A 19,174-nucleotide genomic window follows, 5' to 3' on the forward strand; every position below is an offset into this window, starting at 1 on the left:
TCCTTAAAAAACCGGTTTATTTGTTAAAGGATTTACAGTTTTTAAGACCATAGCTTTAAAGGGATTAGGAATACTGCAATATTTGGAATAAAAATAGTAATTGGTATTAAATTTATAAGAATTTAATTACATTTATTAACTTAAAAAATTAGCAATCATTACTTTATGATTAAAAACAACTACAACCTTTCGCTTTTGATGGTGTGTGTGGTGTTTGGTTTAGCGACTGTTTTTAAAACCAATAGTCATGCCTTTGTGTTTTCAACTTTTAAAGGGATCTCGGTAATAACAACAGATGCTTTAGTACCTAATGGCACAATAAGTGGCAGCACAACCGTTTGCCTCAATGATACACCAGCGCCTCAAATCACCTTTACAGGCTCTGGAGGGGAGGTGCCATATACCTTTACCTATACACTTAATGGCGGTACTAGTCAAACCGTGACCACAACAGGGACAAATACCTCTGTGTCCCTTAATGTCAATACCAACACTGCGGGTACCTTTGTGTATCAATTGCAGTCCGTTTCAGATAATACAGGGGATGTAACCACTGAAAATGGAACCGCAACAGTAAATGTCGAAGATCCGCCAAATGTAGATTTCTCTTTTAATAATAACAATACCTGTTCGGGAACACCAATTGTTATAACCCCTAATATCACGGGGAATGGTCCTTTTGATTATAGCTGGAGTTTTGGTGATGGCAATACGTCTACTAACATGAATCCTACCCATATCTACAATGCAGAAGGGTGTGGCTTTTCCAATTTCACCATTACCCTTACAGTAACCGATAATAATGGTTGTACGGCTTCTAGTTCGCAACCCATTAGTGTAGAGCAAAGACCAGAACTTAATTTTATAGATCTAGACGCCAGTTTTACGGCACCATTTGATAATTGTGGGAATAATACAGCCGACCCTGAGTACACCGTTAATGTGGGTAACGATTCTCCCTCTGCGTCTTGTGTCACTTCCTATGATGTAGATTGGGGTGATGGCACATCGGCGACCAATGTGACCTTTCCTCTGTCACATACCTATTTAGAATTAGGGTCTTTTAATATGATGGTTACCGCTTACGGTAATTCAGGATGTAACACTACGGAAACCATTTTAATTAAAAATTCAAGTAATCCTGTAGGTGCCATTGAAATACCCGGAAATACGGTTAATCTGTGTTTGCCAGTTTTACCAATAGATTTCGCTATCGGGTCTTGGGGTACTAATCCTCCAGACACCAATTACCTTATAGATTATGGAGATGGCACCCAAGTTGGTTTTACACAAGCACAATTAGAGGGTTCGGCATTTTATAATGCCAGCGATCCTGGAGCTTCACAAAATTATCCCATACCACATACCTATACCGAATCTAATTGTCCAAATCCTAATTATACGGTGAGCTTAATTATATCGACTTCTTGTGGGGAATCCTTATTGACTGCTGGGCCTATAATTATACTGTCACAACCTAGTGTTGATTTTGATGTGGATCCTATTGCATGCGTCAATATACCTGTGCTATTTGAAAATCTAACCACAGGAGGCTTTAACCAAAACTGTAATACCAATACGGTGTATTTTTGGGATTTTGGTGATGGCGGTACCTCGACACTAGAAAACCCAACGCATACCTATACCACGCCTGGTAACTATACGGTGACCTTATTTGCTGAAAATTTTTGCGGCACAACAGACGTTGTGACTAAAACCATTTGTATTGAACCTGAGCTTGTAGCAAGTTTCACCACCAATCCCAGTTTTGGTTGTACACCATTAGCAATCACTACTACTAATACCACCGATGTGTCACAATCGTGTGGCGGAGAAACCTACCTATGGGAAGTTACTTATGCAGCAGATTTTTGTGGGACTTCAGAATTATGGAGTTTTACTAATGGCACCAATGAAAATTCAATAAACCCATCCCTATTATTTGAGTCTGCTGGCTTGTATAGCTTAACTTTAACAGCAACCAATTCTTGTGGAAGCACTACTGCATCGCAAGTAATTGAAGTAAAACAACCACCTACAGCGTCTATTGATGCTATAGCAGATTCTTGTGGCACAGCGGCTATAAATCCTGTAGCGACTGTAAATAACTGCGCACCGGCTTCAGAAACCATCAGCTATACTTGGTCGTTCCCTGGAGGAACGCCCGCAACTTCTAATCAATTAAACCCAGGGACTATTAATTATACTGCTGTGGGTATGTATACCATCACTTTTAGTGTCACTAATAGTTGTGGCACCGAAACAGTAACACAAACGTTCTCGGTAAATGAAACTCCAACGATTACCAATACGGTAACCAATCAGAGTTTATGCTCTGGATCAGAGTCGGTGGCGATTAACTTAACAGCAATACCAAGTGCTGCGACATATAGTTGGACCTCTAATGCGCCTGCAGGTTTAACGGGTTATATAGCCGCAGGAACCTCTAATACCATACCAGCGCAAACCTTAATTAATACGACGGCTAATCCAATTACACTAACATATACGGTAATTCCTGAAATTGGAGGTTGTTTTGGATTGCCGGTAGATTTCGATATTATTGTCGAGCCTGCTCCGGCCATTACAACACAGCCTCAATCGGATGCCGTCTGTCTCAATGGATCAACACCAGATTTATCGGTTGTATTTCAAGGTTCGGGATCACCAATTTATCAGTGGTATGAAAATACTGTCGATAATACCACTACAGGAACACCTATTGCCGGTGAAACAGGTGCTACCTTTTCGCCACCAACAAATACAATAGGGGAGACCTACTATTATGTCATTATTACCTTTTCAACAGGTGGTTGTAACGAAATTACTTCGCAAACAGCATTTATTCAGGTAGAAGAAATAGCGCAAATAGATAGTGAACCGCTAAACACCCAATCTATATGTGAAGGAGGAACAGCAAGCGAGCTTTCGTTAGTTGTCTCTGGAGGTGCTGGCACTGCAACTTACCAATGGTTTAGTAATACCACTAATTCAAATACAGGTGGGACTTTAATTGCGGGTGCGACAGGTACAAATTATATACCACCGCCTTTTAATACCGTTGGTACATATTACTTTTATGTTGAGGTTAGTTATAATGCCAGTGGTTGTTCTGGTCTTATTAGTGCCGTTTCCGAAGTTGTAGTTGTAGACGATCCTGATATTACAACACAACCTATAGCATCCCAAAGTTTATGTCAAAATGTAACTCCTCAAGATTTGCAGGTGGTGATAACTGGTGGTTTAGGTCTTACCTCTTACCAGTGGTATGTAAATACGGTTAATTCTAATACAGGTGGGACCTTGATTGCTGGAGCTACGACAAGTTTATATACGCCTCCAGTAACTACAGTTGGGACCTTATATTACTATTGCATTATCACTCAAGATGTTTCAGGATGTGAGGTTGTAAGTACTGTAAGTGCCGTTGAGGTCAATGCTGCGGCACAGTTTACAAGTCAGCCTATTTCAGACGAATTGTGTTTAGGAGAAACGACCAATACCTTAGTCGTGGCCTATACTAATGGAACTGGCGCACCAAGCTATCAGTGGTATGAAAACACCATTAATGATACCACCTCAGGAACAGCTATACCAGGAGCAACGACAGACAGCTTTAACCCTCCAGTAGACGCTACTGGGATTACCTATTACTATTGTATCATCACTTTAAATGCTGGAGGTTGCTCTGAAATTGTTTCAGAAGTGGCTGAAATTACAGTTAATGAAACACCAAGTATTAGTGATGCTAACCTTTTGATTTGTAGTGGTAATAGCTTTACATATATTCCAGATTCTTCTGGAGGTGACACCGTTCCGGCGAATACCGTATATACTTGGACTCCGCCTTTAATTAATCCTGCAGGGAGTATTACTGGTGCTTCACAGCAAGTAACTCCTTCGGCTACTATTGGTCAGTTTTTAGAGAATATAACAACGACACCAGCGACTGTGACTTATACGGTAACACCTACCGCTGGGGATTGTATAGGCTTAGATTTTGAGGTTGTGGTTACCGTAAATCCGTCTATTTCTGTTACCTCAGTAGTAACCAATAATACCTGTTTTCAATCTAATAATGCGTCCATAGAGATTTCCATAGTAGGAGGTGTGCCATTTACAACGGGAACTCCGTATGTGATTTCATGGACTGGTCCAAATGGATTCACTAGTACTGATGAAGATATTTTTAATTTAGAACAAGGCACATATACTCTTAGTGTAGATGATGATGGCGGTTGTCCTTATACAGAAACATTCATTGTTACCGAGCCAGATGAATTGGTGTTTAGTGTGGTTGATTTTGATCCCGAAACTATTTCTTGTTTTAACGCTAATGATGGTGTCATTAATATTACGGTTGCAGGTGGTACTGTAGCCTATAGTTATAGTTGGACAAAAGATGGGGTTCCATTTTCTACTGATGAAGATTTAACAAACCTTGGTCCTGGAATGTATACTATTACAGTAAGTGATGCCAATAGTTGTGGACCTATTAGTTTGAGCTTTGATATCGTAGAGCCACCACTACTTGAAGTGACATTAAATACTAAAACTGATATCTTATGTTTTGGAGATTCTACTGGAGCCGTTGCCATTAATGTGACTGGTGGAAGACCAAATTATACGTTTTCTTGGACTGGTCCGAATGCCTTTACAAGTGTTAATCAAGACATTGACACCTTGTTGGCAGGTCTTTATACCGTAACGGTTACCGATGATTCGGGTTGTGTTGATGCACTCGATGTTAATGTACTTCAAAATGATGAAATCACTATCGATGTTAGTACTACTGAAATTGAATGTTATGGAGATAACGATGCCTCAATAACTATTAATTCGATTTCTGGAGGGGTGTCACCTTATGATATTGCATGGAGTAATTTTGGGACAGGGAATAGTCAAACCAACCTTTCGGCAGGAACTTATACCATTACAATCACTGATGCTGAAAACTGCTCAAGAGTGTTTCCTATAGTTATTGAAGAAGCGCCATTATTTTTAATAGATCCCGTGGTAACACAGATGTCATGTTCAGGAGAAAATGACGCCAGTATTATACTCAATTTTGTTGGTGGTATTGATCCTGTTACCGTTGTTTGGAATGATGATCCTACGGCAGGAACTGAGCGCAACAATTTGGCTCCTGGAACTTATGCTGTAACAATAACAGATGGTACACCTTGTGTGATACAGGATAGTTTTACCATATTTAATATTTTACCGCTATTAGCTTCTGCCAATATCACCGATGCCTTGGATTGTGATGACACCAATAGTGGATTTATAAACCTATTGATTGAAGGAGGAACACCACCTTTTGATGTGGTTTGGTCTAATGGAGCCACTACCGAAGATTTGGAAAATATCCCACCAAATACATATACCGTGCAAATTACGGATGCCAACGGTTGTGAACTAGAAGGAAGTTGGGTGGTTAATAGATTTGAACCTTTAACGGTTAGTGTTGATATACAGTCTGATGTAGATTGTGAAGCACAAACGGTGAACCAAACCTTTGTAGCATTAGCTTCTGGAGGTGTGCCGCCTTTTAATTTTAGCTGGTCAAGTGGTACAGTAAGTGGACTCAATAATGAGTTAATGACGACAACACAGAATGGTTTAGTTTTATTAGAGGTTACCGACAGTCAAGGCTGCAATACCAGTTTTAGTTTAAATGTAGAGATTCCTGTGCTTGGAGATCCAGGTTTTGGAGTCTCTTCGTTTGGTTTAGTTAATTATGGGGTTTTTGCTATTCAAGACCCGATTGAGTTTACAAATACGGCTACTGGAGATTACATAAGTATTTTATGGGATTTTGGAGATGGTAGTTTTTCATCTGAGGAAAACCCAATTCATACCTATGTGCAAGTAGGGAATTATGTGGTTACCCAAACGGTTACTTATCCCTTTGGTTGTGTTTATAGTAATATCGTGACGCTTATTGTTGAAAAAGGATATAAGCTGATGATGCCTGATGCATTTACTCCTAATGAGGATGGACTTAATGATTTTTATGGCCCTGAACATATTGGACTTAACAAGTTAGAACTTAATATATACGATACCTGGGGAAGTCTTATTTATTCTGAATCTGGTGATGATATTAGAGGATGGGATGGTAAGATCAATGATGAAGACGCCGAGAATGGAAATTATTACTATACCTTTTCTGCAAGCACATTTTATGAGAATGTAATTGAAAAACGAGGCGCTTTTGTGTTTATTAAATAATTAACTAGAATGAAATTTAGAATCCTAATCTCTATCATGCTCTTCGTGACCGTAAATATTGCAAAAGCGCAAGACCCTATTTTTTCACAATCCAATTATGTTCAAGAAACTTTGAATCCAGGGTTTTCTGGCTTCGAAGATAACGACAGGATTTATGCGGGTATTTTAAGTCGTGTGCAATGGCCTAGCTTAGACTTGAATTTGACCACGCAATATGCGTTTATAAACAAATCTTTTGACTATGGGCCAAGTATGGGTTTTGGCGTAGGTATTAATGCCGTTTATCAGTATGAATCATTTAATAATTATAATTATTTCCAGTTAAATGCGAATTATGCTCATCGTGTTAATTTAGATGGTGGTTGGTTCTTTAGACCAGGTATTGAAGTTGGTATTGGTAGCAAAAGTAACCGGTTTCGTAATCTGACCTTAGCGGATCAAATAAACATCAACACAGGGTTTATCAATCCGGTGTCTATAGATCCCTTAAGTAATAATACAACAAATCGCTTTTACGTCGATTTTTCAACTGGCATTGTATTTGAAAAAGAAGAATTTAATGGAACGACTTATTGGTTTGGTGCCTCTGTTAAACACCTTAATAGGCCTAATATATCTTTTGTAGAAGGGGAGAAGGTGCCTTTGAATATATTTTACTCTATACATGGTAATTATCGTTTTCCTTTTTTGAATGATTACAGTATCATGATGACGGCTAATTATATGCAACAAGGTCAATATAACCGTTTAGATATAGGTTATCTATTTCAAGTTAATGAATTTCTTCTTGGGCTTACAGTAGCGACTAATCCAGCACGTAATGATGCAAACAGTCATTTGTTATCATCTATAAATGCGTTTATAGGCTTAGAATACACCCAATATAGATTTGGTTTATCATATGATATGAATACTTCTAAAATTGGAAATACCAGAGGTGTTTATGAGTTTTCTTTAACCTATCTGTCCAGATGCCGCAGATGTAATACTGATCGTAGCAGAAAGCGATAAGACCATGAGGGCTTTTGCTAATGCATGGGATTTTTTAAATTCCTATGACGGTTAAGGTTTCGATGTGGTTTCACCAAACCTTTTGGATAGGTAATAAAAGCACAGATAATATAGTGATGTGAGAAGTAGGTGTAAATCGAGGGATTACTACAATAGGGTCAATTATTTTTTTTTTGATCCCCATAGAATAATAACCAAACGGGATAGATAGTTCGCCAATACATGTTGGCCTTTCGTTATTTTTTCATTAACTATTTTGCAAACTTGAAAGTCTGTTTGTTATCAATATTTAATAAATAAATTCCATTGGATATTTGACTAATATCAATTGAATTGTCATTTGAGTTCATACTTCTTGATAAGATTTCTGAACCCGTTAAACTATAAATTTTAATATTATGATTTTGATTATTTAACCCATTAATATTTATATCATTCTTATTATTGTAGATTGATACATCTGAAAGTTGATTATTAAAATCGTTTGTTGATAAAGTTAAGTCTTCTTTAGTCACTATTTTTCCAAAATTTTCTTGAGGCATATATAAATTAGTTCCACTTATTACTATGTCTCTTAAAAAATCAGTACTACCTCCAGTATCTATTACTTCTGTAGTTATATTAGTAGGATTAGAAAATGGGGCTTTTTTTATAACTCCACTTTCTGAGAAATATAAAAAATCATTATAAACATATACTCCTCTAACATTTGTATTTGTGATGAATGAGTTGAGTGCAGGCGTACTCAAAGAAACATCAACAAAATAAATAATACCTGTGCCACTACCAGCATCTCTATCTCCTATATATAATGTACTTCCATTAAATTCCATATCCTGTGGATTTGTCAAACCCGATACTATTGTATTCACAGGCGGATTAGAAACGGAAATATCTATTTTTTTTAGAGATATTCCTCCACCTGATAAATCTTCATCAGTAAAATATAGCTCACCATTGTACAAATCTAATGCAGGCACAAATCCCAAACCAGAGACTATATCATTTAATACTGTCGGATTATTAATATCAAAACTAGCTAGAGTACTTTCTCCTGTATTGTCATTTACATATGAAAGATAAATAATATTTCCTTGTTTAGTTATATTTCCAATACCAATAGGGTCTGTACTAGATGGAAGACTATTAAATAAAACATTTGCTGAAGGTGATGGAGCATTAAGGTCTATTTGAATAATCTCTCCTGGTGCAGCAACTCCTTTAACGTATATAATATTATTATCAATAATTAGGCGGTTAGGTTGATTAAGTCCATTAATGAAATCAGATACTTGAGCTTGTGAGAATAAAGATGTAATTAAAAATAAGAGAAGTAATTTTGTTTTCATAATTTAAATTCAAGTCAATGGTAATAATAAAGGTTTACAAAATTATAATCAATACCCAATAATAGGTAATTTTCCGAATTTCGGATATCATGAATGCCGACGTGTTCGTGTATGGTTGCGTTATGTCGCCTAGAACTGCATTACTAAAAGAAAACGAACCAGATAAAAATCTGTAGGATTTTCTGAGTACACACCGAACAAGCTAATCTATTTCCCTTCAAACCCCTTGTGCCGCTTTTAGCAACAGGTCCATAATGCCTTGCAATTCTTTACTGTTTTCTTTTTCGGTGATAAAGAGGGCTGCCTTTGGGTCTTCAATCTTATGATTTGGAGAGTCTCCGGCTAAGGATGCCCAACGTTCGGTAATGGTCTTGCGTACCAAATCGACCGCCTCAGTACTGCATACAAACACAATGCGATGCACCGGAACATGATCTAAGATAAAATCGATCTCGAATTCACAGCCTTTATTCTTTTCACTAAAGCCTCGCAGATCCATCATAATCACACTGGCTTCATGCACCAAAGTGTTCACGCCGACCTTCCAGGTATTGTCATAGCACATCACTGGAAATTCCTTAAAGGTGTTATCGTATTTTGTTGGCCATTGGTCTAAGTCGGCCAAACGCGCTTTTAACTGGTCTTCGGTATGCATGAATTTATTAGACATGCTTTTGGTGGCCTTTGCGATATAGATGAAGGCGCCTATAAGAAGTAATACCGTAAAGAAGGCAAACATAGCGCCTATGGTTTCCATAGATTGATCGTCAGTAAAAAAGGTAAAGATCATGAAAACCACAATGATAAAAATAGGAAAGTTTCGTTTGTATTGTCGTTTCCAGAACACCCTATAAAAAGAGGGGTCTGCCACGGTAAAATAACTTCCAAAATGCTTCCAGTATTTCGCCAAGGTGGAGAAGGTGAATACAGAGGTATCACTTAACAAAAACACCCTTAAAATGAGTAACTTGATATTGGTCTTCTCACGTCCTTTTTTACGTCGGTGCCACATGGTATACAGATGAAATAGGATGGGAACTATAAATGCAATTCCGACCATAATTTCTCCAATGGAGAAATACAAAACGGCTTCCTTTAAGCCAATAAGCATTAAAAATATAAAGAGAACTTGGCACCACAAGGCTTGAAACGGAAAGAATAATTTCTTACTCAACGGACTCAAAAACCCAAAGATGCCTGATTTGTACGCTTTAAACTGATTGCGATGCCCAATAAAGCGCATGACGGTCCAAATAAGGAGGATGAACACATAAAAGAAATACATAGGTGCGTCCATATATACAACTAAAAACGAGCATAAATACGGTACTAGGCCATAGACGGCCACGACCAACAAATCGGTAAGAAATAACGTCTTGAATTCGGCCTGCGCGCGACTCACCATCGTAGCTCTTATGGTTTTGGCATCAGGTAATTCTGAGCTGCTGGTTAATTCGCGAATGGTGAGCGGTTTTAGGGTTGGCTTATCTTCTACAATCGTTTCATCTGCAGGTTCTTGGATGGCCTTTTTAGAGGTGGTCATCATTAAAACATTGAGTTTCTTTAGGAGCTTTCTACGTGTGAATTTTACGATTAAATAGGCCACGACAAGCATGAGCAAACGTAAGAACAAACCCATTTGTGCGGTGTCTTGAACAATTAATAACATAAAAGATGTATTGTAACCTGAGCTTGAGTGCTTGTACCATGCATTCTTCGGCTGGAGGTTGGTTAGTTGCAGATGAATTTACAATAAATTTTCGATTTCAAAATGTCTGTAAGCGCAATTTTGATAACTCGGTATGTGCGAGTAGGTTGACCTTGTCCATCATTTTATGACACGCGATATCTATGAACATAGCAATTCTTTAGCTTTTAATTCATGACAACGCTGCCTTTTATGAAATCCTTAAAATTATCACTTTAGCCTATGGGCTTCTGGCAGCAATTCTAATTTCTATGGCCTATATAGGACACCTTACTTTCGAGAATTTGGAGCCTCTAATCAAGGTGAAGTGCGTATGAGATTGATATTTATTATTATGTTTTTTGATGTTTCAGTTGGGTGGTTTGTGCACTATCGGATATTTCATGGGACATATTTAGATAAAAATTTACCTCAATTAAGGCGCAAATATGAGTTCGTTTGGATCGCTATTTATTTTTATTTCAGATGGCGGAATTTTTTTTCAGTAGTTTTGACCAATGATTTTAGCCCTAATTCAAAAAGAAGAATTATATCCTATTGGTGAGCTTATCTTTCATTCTATAATTTATTTGTTATGTCTTTTAATTGTAGTACTGATCGCTAAAAAAATCTTCAATTTTTTTGAAATGGCTTATGTCGAGTATATCAATAAAAGCCTATTTGTTAATCATATTTATTTCAATAAACAAAAATTATCGAAGGACCAACGTTCGGTATTAAAAAGACAATTTAAATTCTACCAAAAATTGTCATTAACACACCAGTCTTATTTTGAACACCGCGTTTTTATGGTCATTAAAAACATGGAATTTATTGGAAAGGATCTAGAAGTCACCCAAGAAATGAAAGTGATGATTTCTGCCACCTTGGTTAAACTCACCTTTGGTTTAAGAGATTATCGCATAAAGTCGGTAGAACGGATTATTTTTTATCCTGATGAGTTTTATTCTCAAACCAATAAAGCCTATCATAAAGGAGAGTTTAACTTAGGGTATAAGGCCTTAGTGTTTTCATGGAAGGATGTCCTTCACGGTTATGATATTGAAGATGATAATTTAAACCTAGCAGTTCATGAATTTACCCATGCGATTCACTTTTATTTTATGCGTGTAAGGCACCGCAGTACTAGTGCAGCCATTTTTTTGAATGCCTACGTTGAGTTGACTACAATGCTTGATAAAAACCCAAAATTGAAATCGAAACTTATTAAATCTCAATTTTTACGAGAGTATGCGTTTACAAATCAGTTCGAGTTTTTATCTGTCGTCATTGAAACGTTTATTGAATCTCCAGATCAGTTTAAATCCCAATTTCCTCAAATCTATATGAAAGTAAAAACAATGCTTAATTTCAATTTTGCAGGATATTAGAAGGGTGATTTAAATGAGATCGATTTATAAGTCGTAATGAAGATGGGTTTGCCCAAATGTTTATTTTTTTTAGAATATATTTGTTTACGACCGTTTCAATCATAACCATATAGCATAAAAATCATATTGTATCCTTTGAAAAAAATACTAATTGTCGTTGGCACTAGACCCAACTATATTAAAATAACACAGTTTAAAAAAGTAGCTCAACAGCACTTTAAAGATCAATTTGATATTAAAATTGTGCACACAGGTCAGCACTTTGATAAGTCTATGGCCGACGTGTTTTTTCAACAATTGGATATTTGGCCAGATTATTTCTTAAATATATCACCAGCATCTGCCAATACGCAAGTCGGTGAAATCATGATAAAGCTTGAAGATGTGATAACGGCGTTTCAACCCGATATGGTTTTGGTGCCTGGAGATGTTAATTCTACATTAGCAGCTGCATTAACAGCATATAAAATGGGTATCCCTCTGGGTCACTTAGAGAGTGGCTTAAGAAGTTTTGACCGGTCTATGCCAGAAGAAATTAATAGAATACTGGTGGATGAACTATCAGATTTCTATTTTGTAACCGAACAAAGTGGCATTGATAATCTGAAGACAGAAGGGAAGTCTAAAGATCAAATTCATTTCGTTGGAAATACCATGATTGATACTTTATCAGCGTTTGAAGCCGAGATATTAAATCAAGATGTATTATCAGAATACCAGCTTGAAAAGGGGAACTATATTTTAATGACCATACATCGGCCTGCAACAGTAGATAATGAAGCAGGATTATTAAGTTTGCTATCCCTATTAAAGCATTTGCCTTCAGATAAAAAAGTGATGTTCCCAATGCACCCGAGAACGCTTAAAAACATAAAATTATTTAATCTTGAAACTGAATTTAAGGCTTTAGAGCATTTAGTGATAGCCAAGCCAATGGACTATTTTAGTTTTCAAAACCTCATCCATAATAGTGCCATGGTATTAACTGATAGCGGAGGCATCCAAGAGGAGACCACCTTTAAGCAAATCCCGTGCTTAACCTTACGTCCAAATACGGAAAGGCCTAGTACTATTGAAATAGGTTCAAATACCTTACTTAATTTTGATCAACAAAAAATAAATGATGAAGTTGTAGCTATCTATTCTGGCGTCTATAAAAAAGGGCAAATCCCTAAATTATGGGATGGTGAAGCAACTATACGTGTTCTCAAAGTGATTCAAAATATGCTATAGCACAGGTCAAATAGAAGCCTAATGCGATGTTTGTTTTTCCTATGCCAACAGTGTGTATTGAGAGGAAAGTATACACTTTGTCTTTTAAGCCTTAGCAAATTATCGTATCATTGTATAACATTAATTACTTAACAAAAGTACTACAAGAAGATATTGTTATATGAGCATTTCACTAAGTCTTATTGGAAGAAAATCTAAGCTTTTTACCACAGATATTCTAGCACATGAGAATGAACTCTATCAGAAGGTATCACAATCATCATTTCTCGTTTTAGGCGGAGCAGGATCTATTGGTCAAGCCGTTACCAAAGAGATTTTTAAACGCAATCCTTTAAAGTTACATGTCGTCGATATCAGTGAGAATAATTTAGTAGAATTAGTTCGAGATGTTCGCAGTTCATTTGGATATATCAATGGCGATTTTAAAACTTTTGCTTTAGATATTGGTTCGATAGAGTATGATGCGTTTATAAAGTCTGATGGCCAATATGATTACGTTTTAAACTTGTCTGCTCTAAAACATGTGAGAAGCGAGAAGGATCCATTTACCTTAATGCGAATGATTAATGTCAATATTTTTAACACCGACAAAACCATTCAACAGTCCATAGAACACCATGCGAAAAAATACTTTTGTGTGTCTACAGATAAAGCCGCAAATCCGGTAAATATGATGGGAGCGTCAAAGCGTATTATGGAAATGTTTCTCATGAGGCGCAGTAAAGACCTGGTTATTTCAACAGCACGATTCGCAAATGTGGCGTTTTCTGATGGATCCTTACTACACGGCTTTAATCAGCGTATTCAAAAGAAACAACCTATTGTAGCACCAAATGATATCAAGCGCTATTTTGTGGTGCCTCAGGAAGCTGGAGAATTGTGTCTATCGTCCTGTCTTCTTGGTGATAATAGAGATATCTTTTTTCCGAAGTTAGAGGAATCGCTGCACCTAATTTCATTTGCAGATATCGCCGTAAAATATTTAGAAAATTTAGGCTACGAGCCGTATTTATGCCAATCTGAAGATGAAGCGAGACAGGATATCGCATCTCATATCGCCCATAAAAGATGGCCTTGTTTGTTTACTAAAAGTGATACCACAGGGGAAAAAGACTATGAAGAGTTTTATACAGACTCTGAAGTTTTAGATATGGACCGGTTTAATGGTATTGGTATTATAAAGAATGAGCCCGTTTATAACACTGAAAAGTTGAATCATTTTACCAAAACGATTAACGACATGAAGCTGAAACAATCATGGACAAAAGACGACATCGTACACTTATTTCACGACATGATACCAGATTTCGGACATAAAGAAACAGGGAAATATTTAGATTCAAAGATGTAATGGGAGGATTTAATGACGTCACAGATTATATCAAGGAGCTTTATAATACGTCCGAATTTATTCCACTTCATGTGCCAAGATTTCGAGGGAATGAAAAAAAATATTTAGAAAACTGCATTGATACCACTTTTGTGTCGAGTGTGGGTGCCTATGTTGATCTTTTTGAAACCAAAATGGCTGAAGTAACCAATACTAAAAAAGCTGTTGCAGTTGTTAATGGAACAGCAGGAATTCAAGTAGCTTTGCGTCTTGCTGGTGTCGTTTCAGGAGATGAAGTGATAACACAAGCCTTAACCTTTGTCGCCACCGCTAATGCCATTGCATATAACAACGCACATCCTGTGTTTGTTGATGTCGATAGAGACACCATGGGTTTATCACCAAAAGCGGTGTCACTATTTTTAGAGGCGCATGGCGAATTAAGAGATGACGGCTGTTATAATACATTAACTGGACGTAAGATTAGTGCCTGTTTGCCTATGCATACCTTTGGTTTTCCAGTGCATCTGGATGAACTCATTTCAGTTTGTAAGAGATGGCGCATAACACTCATAGAAGATGCTGCAGAATCGCTTGGGAGTACATATAAAGGACAACCAACAGGAAGTTTTGGAAAATTAGGTGTATTTTCATTTAATGGCAATAAAATTGCAACCTCTGGTGGAGGAGGGGTTATTGTGAGTAGTAATATAGCCCTCGCTGAAAAGGGTAAATATTTAACCACCACAGCTAAACGACCACACTCATATGAGTACTATCATGATGAGTTGGGTTATAACTATAGAATGCCAAATATTAATGCGGCCTTGGCTTGTGCACAACTCGAACAATTAGACAGGTTCTTGTTAGAGAAGCGAGAACTGGCAAAGTTATATGACACGTTTTTTAAATCACGAGATATTCGGTTTAGAACAGAGCTACCAGAAACACAAGCCAACTATTGGTTAATGTGCGTGGAGCTAGCAGATAAAGCGGAACGTGATGCTTTTCTAAAGCAAACAAATGAACAGGGTGTAATGACCAGACCAATATGGCAATTAATGTTTAGATTGCCAATGTTTGCGCATTGTCAAAGAGATAATCAAAAAAATGCCATATTTTTAGAGGAACGAATCGTAAATATTCCAAGTAGTGTCAGATAAAAAAATTGTTTTAATAGGATATTCTGGTCATGGGTTAGTCGTTGCAGAAACAGCAAAAACTAGCGCTATGAATTTGCAGTTTTATACTGAAAAAGAAGCGATGCACATCAATCCGTTTCAACTCGATTATTTAGGGTTTGAAGGCGATCATACATTTTCGTCCTGGGACGAACCTTTTGATTATATTTTGGGTATTGGGGATAATCACATACGTGCAAAAGTGGCGAATTTAATTCGTCATAAGGGTAAAAATCTGCTCAGTGTAATCCATAGTTCTGCACATATTTCCGAACATGTAAGTATTGGTCAAGGCACTTTTATCGCAAAACAAAGTGTGGTAAATGTATTGGCACGTATTGGAGACCATTGCATTTTAAATACAGGCTGTATTGTAGAACACGAATGCAAAATAGCCAATGGGGTTCATGTGGCACCTGGAGCAATTTTATTAGGAAATGTTACCGTTGGTGAACAAACGTTTATAGGCGCTAATACAGTCGTAAAGGAAAATATAACAATAGGTAAACATGTGATTATTGGAGCAGGATCTGTGGTATTAAGAGATATTCCTGATCATTCTAAAGTTGCTGGAAATCCGGCAAGAACAATTTAATATGGATAGAGTTATCATCATAGCTGAAGCTGGCGTTAATCACAATGGCAATTTAGAAATGGCCAAGCAACTTATTGATGTGGCCGCCGAAGCTGGAGTGGATTATGTGAAATTTCAAACCTTTAAAGCCGATACGATTGTAAGTCCGTCAGCAAAAAAAGCAGAATATCAGTCTAAAAACACTGGAGACCATGAGCAATCACAATATGAAATGCTTAAATCCTTAGAGCTTAGTGATTCTAATCATAAAATATTAATGGCGTATTGCGCTTCGAAACCTATTAAATTTCTCTCTAGTGCTTTTGATGTTGAAGGGGTGAGGTATTTATATGATTTAGGGTTAGATATCTATAAAGTGCCAAGTGGAGAGCTTACTAATTTTCCATATTTAAGAGCTATTGCGAAAACCGGAAAACCAGTCATCTTATCAACGGGAATGGCACATCTCACAGATATTGAATTAGCAATACAAGTGTTATATGAATTTGGTGTTCGTCGAGAAGATCTTACCATATTGCACTGTAATACCGAGTATCCTACCCCTATGAGCGACGTGAATCTTCATGCTATGAATAGTATTAAAAAAGCGTTTGATGTGGCTGTAGGGTATTCAGATCATACCTTAGGTATAGAAGTTCCAATTGCTGCTGTAGCATTAGGAGCAAGAGTTATTGAAAAGCACTTTACACTAGATAATACCCTTCCAGGACCAGATCATAAAGCCTCTTTAGAACCAGATGATTTAAAAGCGATGGTTGAAGCCATACGCAACATAGAGAAAGCAATATCTGGTAATGGCATAAAGGAGCCTTCAGCGAGCGAGCAAAAAAATATTAGTATTGCAAGAAAGAGTATTCATGCAGCCAAAGATATAAAAGCTGGAATGGTGATTTCTGAATCAGACCTTATGCCCTTGAGGCCTGGGGATGGCATATCTGCTATGGATTGGAATAAAGTCATTGGAAAAACGATGTCTAGAGACATTAATAAATTTGCAAAGCTAAACTGGTCAGATTTGTCATGAAAGTAGGTGTGTTAACAAGTTCAAGAGCTGATTATGGTATTTATGTACCGTTGTTAAATCAATTAAAAACAGATGATTATTTTCAGATTGAAATTATTGCTTTTGGAACCCATCTTTCAGAAAACCATGGGCATACAATTAAACATATCGAGGCTGACGGTTTTAAAACCATACATAAAATTGATTCATTAGAAGTCGATGATAGTCCTCATGGGATTTCAATGTCCTACGGAAAAACAGTAATACATTTTGCCGATTTCTGGAAAAACAATAGGTATGACATCGTGTTTTGTTTGGGTGACCGATTCGAAATGAGTGCAGCTGTTCAGGCGAGTATTCCATTTGGAGTTCCTTTAGCTCACATTCATGGCGGAGAAACTACTTTAGGTGCCATTGATAATGTATACCGACACCAAATAACACTAGCATCTGTTTTACATTTTGTATCGACCCAAGGTTATAAACACAAAGTTGAGCAACTTACAGGTCATTCTACTCACAGTTATGATGTTGGCGCGCTGAGTCTCGACGGAATTAAGGCGTTTGTGCCTATAGATAAGTCCGAGTTATTACAAGCTTTTCATATTCAAGATAAAGACTTTGCTTTAGTTACCTTTCATCCAGAAACCGTTGATGTTGAATCAAATGCGGCATATGCTATGGAAATGTATAAAGCTCTGGCGGAACTTGCAAATCACATTCAAATTGTGATCACCATGCCTAATGCTGATACCTTGGGTAGTGTATTTCGAGAACAAATTCATAAATTGAAAGCAGAACGCGCTGCTGAGATTGTGTTAGTTGAAAATTTCGGGAAAACGAATTATTTTTCAGCAATGCAGTATTCCAAATTATTAATTGGAAATACCTCCAGTGGTATCATTGAAGCTGCGTCATTTAAAAAATATGTGGTTAATGTGGGTTCAAGACAAAAAGGACGCACCACAAGTGACAATGTGTTTGATGTGCAATTTGATGCTAATGCCATTGTCAAAAAAACAAAAGCAATTCTTGAAATGCCTGAATATGTAGGTGAAAATGTGTATTATAAAGCGGGTACTGCCCAACAAATAATCAAAATTATAAAACAGTATGGTTCATTATAAAGAACACCTTATTACCATTGAAACTCCAATACGTGACGCCCTTCAAAAGCTAGATATATTGGCTAGAGATGCTATTGTATTTGTAGTCGATGACCAAGGCAGACTAAAGGGCTCGCTCACCGATGGTGATGTGAGGAGAGGTTTGTTAAGAGGCGTTACTATTGATGAAGCTGTGAGTCAAATCATTCAGCAGAACCCAAGATATATCCGAAAAGGGTCTCGAGATATCTATAAAATTATTGAGTATCGCACACAAAATTTCAGGATATTACCAGTTATTGATGCAGACGATAAGGTGGTTAATATTGTAAATTTCAGAAATATACGCTCTTATTTACCAATAGACGCAGTGATTATGGCAGGAGGGCGAGGTCAACGCTTACGGCCACTAACTGATAGTATGCCAAAGCCTCTTTTAAAAGTAGGAGATAAATCTATAATGGAACATAATGTCGATCGATTAGCTTTATATGGTATTGATGATTTTTGGTTTTCTGTAAAGTATTTAGGAACCCAAATTGAAACCTATTTTGGTGATGGAAAAGAAAGAAATCGTTCCATACAATACATATGGGAAGACGAGCCCTTAGGAACGATTGGGTCAGTATCTAAAATTGATAACTTTAGGCATGAGCATGTGTTAGTCTCTAATTCTGATATTTTAACAAATTTGGATTATGAAGCTTTCTATTTAGATTTTTTAGAAAAAGATGCCGATTTGGCGGTGGCGACAATTCCTTATAATGTGAGTGTTCCTTATGCTGTTTTAGAGACTTCAAATGGTCACGTTTTGAATTTTAAGGAAAAACCAACCTATACGTATTATTCTAATGGAGGGATTTATTTAATGAAGCGATCGGTTTTAGATTTTATTCCGAAAGGGGAACATTTCAATGCTACTGATCTTATGGAACGGTTGATTGCTGAAAATAAAAAAGTAGTCTCCTACCCATTAGTTGGCTATTGGTTGGATGTGGGTAAGCACGAAGATTTTGAAAAAGCACAAAAAGATATTCAAACTATAAAATTTTAA

General features: G+C 37.0%; 12 protein-coding genes. 10 read left to right on the forward strand and 2 right to left on the reverse strand.

Annotation, left to right across the window (positions count from 1 at the left end; all coding sequences use genetic code 11):
* Positions 1–165 precede the first annotated feature (165 nt).
* Together BLT57_RS04770 and BLT57_RS04775 are read left to right on the forward strand one after the other, a co-directional pair.
* Positions 166–6,234, forward strand: coding sequence for a PKD domain-containing protein (locus BLT57_RS04770; protein ID WP_091422997.1), 6,069 nt, complete (start codon positions 166–168; stop codon positions 6,232–6,234).
* 9 nt (positions 6,235–6,243) lie between these two features.
* Positions 6,244–7,245 (forward strand): PorP/SprF family type IX secretion system membrane protein, encoded by a 1,002-nt coding sequence (locus BLT57_RS04775; protein ID WP_091422999.1) that lies wholly within the window; start codon positions 6,244–6,246, stop codon positions 7,243–7,245.
* A 251-nt stretch (positions 7,246–7,496) separates the two neighbouring features.
* Here BLT57_RS04775 and BLT57_RS04780 read toward each other — a convergent pair whose 3' ends face one another.
* Positions 7,497–8,594: a T9SS type A sorting domain-containing protein gene (locus BLT57_RS04780; RefSeq protein ID WP_091423002.1), complete on the reverse strand. Its 1,098-nt coding sequence runs from the start codon at positions 8,592–8,594 to the stop codon at positions 7,497–7,499.
* A 217-nt stretch (positions 8,595–8,811) separates the two neighbouring features.
* Positions 8,812–10,263 carry a hypothetical protein gene (locus tag BLT57_RS04785; RefSeq protein WP_157717121.1) on the reverse strand — a complete coding sequence of 484 codons (1,452 nt, stop codon included), beginning with the start codon at positions 10,261–10,263 and terminating at the stop codon, positions 8,812–8,814.
* A gap of 665 nt (positions 10,264–10,928) precedes the next feature.
* On the opposite strand from BLT57_RS04785, the gene BLT57_RS04790 reads away from it, so the two are divergent.
* The 8 genes from BLT57_RS04790 to BLT57_RS04825 all read left to right on the forward strand — a co-directional run bounded on the left by BLT57_RS04790 (position 10,929) and on the right by BLT57_RS04825 (position 19,174).
* The gene (locus tag BLT57_RS04790) at positions 10,929–11,672 is read left to right on the forward strand and encodes a zinc-dependent peptidase (protein WP_231928798.1); all 744 of its coding nucleotides are present in this window, start codon (positions 10,929–10,931) and stop codon (positions 11,670–11,672) included.
* 135 nt (positions 11,673–11,807) lie between these two features.
* Entirely contained in the window at positions 11,808–12,905 is a 1,098-nt protein-coding gene (gene wecB, locus BLT57_RS04795) for a non-hydrolyzing UDP-N-acetylglucosamine 2-epimerase (protein WP_157717122.1), read from the forward strand.
* Between the two features lie 160 nt (positions 12,906–13,065).
* Positions 13,066–14,256, forward strand: coding sequence for a UDP-N-acetylglucosamine 4,6-dehydratase (locus tag BLT57_RS04800; protein WP_091423024.1), 1,191 nt, complete (start codon positions 13,066–13,068; stop codon positions 14,254–14,256).
* Positions 14,256–15,398, forward strand: coding sequence for a LegC family aminotransferase (locus BLT57_RS04805; RefSeq protein ID WP_091423026.1), 1,143 nt, complete (start codon positions 14,256–14,258; stop codon positions 15,396–15,398). Before BLT57_RS04800 ends, BLT57_RS04805 begins: the two co-directional genes overlap by 1 nt.
* Positions 15,388–16,011, forward strand: a complete 624-nt coding sequence (locus BLT57_RS04810; RefSeq protein ID WP_091423029.1) for an acetyltransferase — start codon at positions 15,388–15,390, stop codon at positions 16,009–16,011. Before BLT57_RS04805 ends, BLT57_RS04810 begins: the two co-directional genes overlap by 11 nt.
* A 1-nt stretch (position 16,012) precedes the next feature.
* The gene (gene neuB, locus BLT57_RS04815) at positions 16,013–17,035 is read left to right on the forward strand and encodes an N-acetylneuraminate synthase (RefSeq protein ID WP_091423033.1); all 1,023 of its coding nucleotides are present in this window, start codon (positions 16,013–16,015) and stop codon (positions 17,033–17,035) included.
* Complete coding sequence (neuC, locus tag BLT57_RS04820; protein ID WP_091423036.1) at positions 17,032–18,141, forward strand: UDP-N-acetylglucosamine 2-epimerase; 1,110 nt, start codon at positions 17,032–17,034, stop codon at positions 18,139–18,141. Before neuB ends, neuC begins: the two co-directional genes overlap by 4 nt.
* Complete coding sequence (locus BLT57_RS04825) at positions 18,128–19,174, forward strand: nucleotidyltransferase family protein (protein WP_091423037.1); 1,047 nt, start codon at positions 18,128–18,130, stop codon at positions 19,172–19,174. The genes neuC and BLT57_RS04825 overlap by 14 nt, the downstream gene beginning before the upstream one ends.

This window comes from Formosa sp. Hel1_31_208 (genome assembly GCF_900104785.1).
GTDB lineage: Bacteria > Bacteroidota > Bacteroidia > Flavobacteriales > Flavobacteriaceae > Psychroserpens.

Coding starts and splice junctions, on each gene's coding strand:
- BLT57_RS04770 (WP_091422997.1), top strand. CDS start 166: ATGATTAAAAACAACTACAACCTTTCGCTTTTGATGGTGTGTGTGGTG.
- BLT57_RS04775 (WP_091422999.1), top strand. CDS start 6,244: ATGAAATTTAGAATCCTAATCTCTATCATGCTCTTCGTGACCGTAAAT.
- BLT57_RS04780 (WP_091423002.1), bottom strand. CDS start 8,594: ATGAAAACAAAATTACTTCTCTTATTTTTAATTACATCTTTATTCTCA.
- BLT57_RS04785 (WP_157717121.1), bottom strand. CDS start 10,263: ATGTTATTAATTGTTCAAGACACCGCACAAATGGGTTTGTTCTTACGT.
- BLT57_RS04790 (WP_231928798.1), top strand. CDS start 10,929: ATGGCTTATGTCGAGTATATCAATAAAAGCCTATTTGTTAATCATATT.
- BLT57_RS04800 (WP_091423024.1), top strand. CDS start 13,066: ATGAGCATTTCACTAAGTCTTATTGGAAGAAAATCTAAGCTTTTTACC.
- BLT57_RS04805 (WP_091423026.1), top strand. CDS start 14,256: ATGGGAGGATTTAATGACGTCACAGATTATATCAAGGAGCTTTATAAT.
- neuB (WP_091423033.1), top strand. CDS start 16,013: ATGGATAGAGTTATCATCATAGCTGAAGCTGGCGTTAATCACAATGGC.
- neuC (WP_091423036.1), top strand. CDS start 17,032: ATGAAAGTAGGTGTGTTAACAAGTTCAAGAGCTGATTATGGTATTTAT.
- BLT57_RS04825 (WP_091423037.1), top strand. CDS start 18,128: ATGGTTCATTATAAAGAACACCTTATTACCATTGAAACTCCAATACGT.